This is a genomic window from Tunicatimonas sp. (genome assembly GCF_049647865.1).
Taxonomy (GTDB): domain Bacteria; phylum Bacteroidota; class Bacteroidia; order Cytophagales; family Cyclobacteriaceae; genus Tunicatimonas.
In genome coordinates this window covers 1-3,757 of sequence record NZ_JBARYM010000162.1, presented here as the reverse complement: position 1 = coordinate 3,757, position 3,757 = coordinate 1, and the positions used below count along the sequence as shown (strand labels likewise).

Genomic DNA, 3,757 nt, shown 5'->3' with positions numbered 1-3,757 from the left:
TTAATACCGGTATTGATTATTATACGCACGAACGCTACGGCACACCCTCTATGTTTTTGGGCAATAAACCCACCACGGCTGATAGTGGTACGTACAGTACTTATCTATTTGAGCGAGAAGCCCTGGCATTTTTGGATGAAAACAAAGAACGACCGTTCTTTCTATATCTTCCCTTCAACGCTCCCCATAGCGCATCTAATCTTGATCCTAAAATTCGCGGTTCGGTACAAGCTCCGGAGATCTATTTAGATCGTTACTCAGGATCAACCGTCCGGCAGCGAGGTTATCGCGCCGCTATTACTTATATGGATGCTAGTATCGGTAGAATATTGTCCCGCATTCAAGAGTACGGATTGGAAGAAAATACGATTATTGTCTTTCTCTCGGATAATGGTGGAGGCTTAGGTGCCGATAATTCGCCATTTCGGGGGAAGAAAGGGCAATTCTACGAAGGCGGCATCCGGGTACCTTGCATCATTAAATGGCCTGGTATGGTAGAATCAGGCAGCATTAATAATCAGTTCTTATCTTCGCTGGAAATTATGCCTACCCTACTAGCGGCTACCAATGTTCCAGTGCCCGATTCTATCACATTGGATGGTTTTAATATGGTACCGGTGCTGCAAGGTGAAACTGAGCAGGGTCGGTCGGAGATATACTGGGAGTTACGTGGCGACCAAGCCGCTCGGGTAGGCGAATGGAAATGGTTAAAAAATAGAGAAGGAGAATATCTATTCAACTTAGAAGAAGATATCAAAGAAGAAAACGATTTAAGTACCGCCCAACCGGGCAAGCTGAAGATGATGCGAGAAAAGTTTGTCAACTGGCAGAAAGAAATGGAAGATGCCGAACCACGGGGGCCTTTCAAGAATTTCTGACTACTATAACTTAGTACACCTTAGATCGCATCCCTGTCAAAAACTCCGCATTCGTAGTGAAAAGGAAAATAAGAAAGCACTTATGATTTCTCATAAGTGCTTGATTTTGATCGTTCCATAAAGAAGCTCCTCCTCTTGGGCTCGAACCAAGGACCTACTGATTAACAGTCAGCCGCTCTAACCAACTGAGCTAAGGAGGAGTGTTTCCTTTTTGGGACTGCAATACTAGCGGGTTATCATGAAAATTGCAATACTTCTGCTGATAAAATTTACCAGTAAAGTACGAATTGTTGGCTCTAATCCTTTTGACTTTAGACAAGGTTCTAACTATGCACCTAAGTTGTATTGTTGGAAAAGATCGGGTATATTATTTTTAATTTTATAACACTGCCACAACGGTATCGTTATCAACAATGAAGTGAACAGTACCCCCTAGATTATTGAGTTGATGAGTCAGAAAAAGTTTATTTTTGGAATTATACTAGCCGCTATTTTGGGTGGTTTGGTATCGGTTGGAGTAACTAACTACTTAGGAGTACCAACGAAGTCACCTTACGTTAATTTTGATGACAAACAGCAAGGAATAGAGTACCCGAATGTAAACTTTCTGGCAGACTCTAATTTCTCAGTACCCGATGGAATTAACTTTGTCTATGCAGCCGAGCAGGTGAAACCGGGGGTAGTATTTATTCGCTCTACCTACAGTGGTTCCCGCCAATCGCGAAATAGTCTATTAGAAGATTTTTACGATTACTTTGATGATCGTCGCCCCGGTGACCGTGGTGCTGAACGACCTTCCCGTTCGTCTGGTTCAGGGGTGCTAATATCTGATGATGGATACATCGTCACCAACAACCACGTGATCGAAGAGGCTGACAAGATTGAGATAACCTTAGATGACAACCGGTTTTATGAAGCCAAAATTGTAGGGGTTGATCCTACTACCGATCTGGCACTACTAAAAATAGAAGATAGAAGTATTTTATTCCCCTTCGTCTCTTTTGGCGACTCAGATGATGTGAAAGTAGGCGAATGGGTACTGGCCATTGGCAATCCATTTGGAACGTTAACTTCTACCGTTACGGCGGGCATTGTAAGTGCTAAAGCTCGTAATATTAATATTTTACACGACCGAAATGGCCGACAGATTGAGTCGTTTATTCAGACGGACGCCGCAGTGAACCAAGGAAACAGTGGCGGGGCCTTGGTCAATCTCAAAGGTGAGTTGGTAGGTATTAATACGGCTATCGCTACTCCTACCGGATCGTACGCAGGTTACTCCTTTGCGGTACCGGTATCGTTAGTGCAAAAGGTAATGAACGATTTATTAGAGTTTGGCTCAGTACAGCGGGCATTATTGGGAGTACGAATTCGGGATGTTAACGCCCAGCTAGCGGAAGAAGAAGGACTAGAGACTGTTACTGGAGTTTTTGTAGACGGAGTAACCCAAGAGAGTGCTGCTGCTGAGGCGGGAATGGAAGCGGGCGATGTTATTATCGAAATTGATAGCCGATCGGTTAATAATGTTTCGGAACTCCAGGAATTGGTAGCGCGTAACCGACCGGGCGATGAGGTTGAAGTTACTTTTTGGCGAGATGGATCGCGCGAAACGGTGTACGCTACGCTGAGAAACACAATGGGCAATACCGAAATGGTTCAAAAAGTGCAGCCCGTTGAGTTTGAGGGAGGTACTTTTGGAGACCTTCCTTCCGAGATGTTGGAAAGCCTCAATTTAGAGGGGGGCACCCAGCTGTTAGAACTTGGTGAAGGAAAATGGAAAAAAGCGGGACTGAAAGAAGGGTTTATTATTACTTCTATTGATAAAGACCCAATTCAAAATGCGAAAGCATTAAAGGAAGTAATGCAAAGCAAAACAGGAGGAATACTTATTGAAGGCCTATCTACCGACGGAGAACGTACTTTTCACGGATTTGGCTGGTAGCTAAACAACATTGATGCGTTCAAAGTCAACAAACAACTTTTTTACTTTAAGGTGCTTTTTCAACCTAATTGCGATTAATTTACTCTAACATACTGTAGTATTATTGATTCCTTACTACGAATTATAAGGAATATATAATTTTTTTAAGGTAAGTATAATCGCAATTTATTTGGTTTTTTATTTCGGCAAGTTCGTATTTTGCACCATATTTGATGCTAAAGCATATAAGTAACATATTTATATCATTCCTAGAATATTAGAAAAAAGAGCTTTACTTCTAATAATAACTCAACAAGCGCAAGAACAATATGTCCGAACAAGAGAAAAAACATCGTTCAGTCATGCTAATCGATGATAATGAGATTGATAATCTGATTAATCAGAAGATGATAGAGGCTGCTAACATCTGCGATCATATATATACCCACTCCGGAGCTAAGAGTGCTATAGAGTTTCTAAAAAATATCGAGAAATTAGGGGATACTGGGGCGCAGGTGCTACCTGAAATCATCTTTTTGGATATTGATATGCCACTTATGGATGGCTTTCAGTTTCTAGACGAGTTTGAGAAACTTTCTGATGATACTAAGGAGTTCTGCAGAATTGTGATGCTTACTTCATCTATCAATCCACAGGACGTAAACAAGTCGCATAAATATGCAAGTGTGAAGCAGTACATTAATAAACCACTTACCCAAAGAAATCTGGAGAAGTTGGCTATTTGAAAATATCTTTTTGAGAATTTACCGAACCATACTTCGTGTACGAGGTATGGTTTTTTTATTTGGTAAAATATATAAAAATGAAGCTTTACCCTCTCTCAGTGTGTTTTTACTGTTATTGTGACCACTCAGTGGGTTCTCGATCCCATCGGTGGTTTTGAAGTTCATGTAATAACTCTTTTGAAAGGGGTTCGCTGCTGCTACAACCAATATTG

The 3,757-nt window shown here is 41.5% G+C and carries 3 protein-coding genes and 1 tRNA gene; 3 read left to right on the top strand and 1 reads right to left on the bottom strand.

The genetic code is table 11. The features are described 5' to 3' along the window. The coding region (locus WBA23_RS05045) for a sulfatase family protein (RefSeq protein ID WP_424581158.1) at positions 1-878 on the top strand (878 nt) is incomplete at its 5' end. Between the two features lie 126 nt (positions 879-1,004). Here the strand turns inward: WBA23_RS05045 and WBA23_RS05040 are convergent. After that, positions 1,005-1,078, bottom strand: a tRNA-Asn gene (locus WBA23_RS05040). A 248-nt stretch (positions 1,079-1,326) separates the two neighbouring features. Here WBA23_RS05040 and WBA23_RS05035 point away from each other — a divergent pair. Further along, the gene (locus tag WBA23_RS05035; RefSeq protein ID WP_424581157.1) at positions 1,327-2,820 is read left to right on the top strand and encodes a Do family serine endopeptidase; all 1,494 of its coding nucleotides are present in this window, start codon (positions 1,327-1,329) and stop codon (positions 2,818-2,820) included. 308 nt (positions 2,821-3,128) lie between these two features. After that, positions 3,129-3,545, top strand: a complete 417-nt coding sequence (locus WBA23_RS05030; RefSeq protein ID WP_424581156.1) for a response regulator — start codon at positions 3,129-3,131, stop codon at positions 3,543-3,545. Positions 3,546-3,757 lie beyond the last annotated feature (212 nt).

Coding starts and splice junctions, on each gene's coding strand:
- WBA23_RS05035 (WP_424581157.1), top strand. CDS start 1,327: ATGAGTCAGAAAAAGTTTATTTTTGGAATTATACTAGCCGCTATTTTG.
- WBA23_RS05030 (WP_424581156.1), top strand. CDS start 3,129: ATGTCCGAACAAGAGAAAAAACATCGTTCAGTCATGCTAATCGATGAT.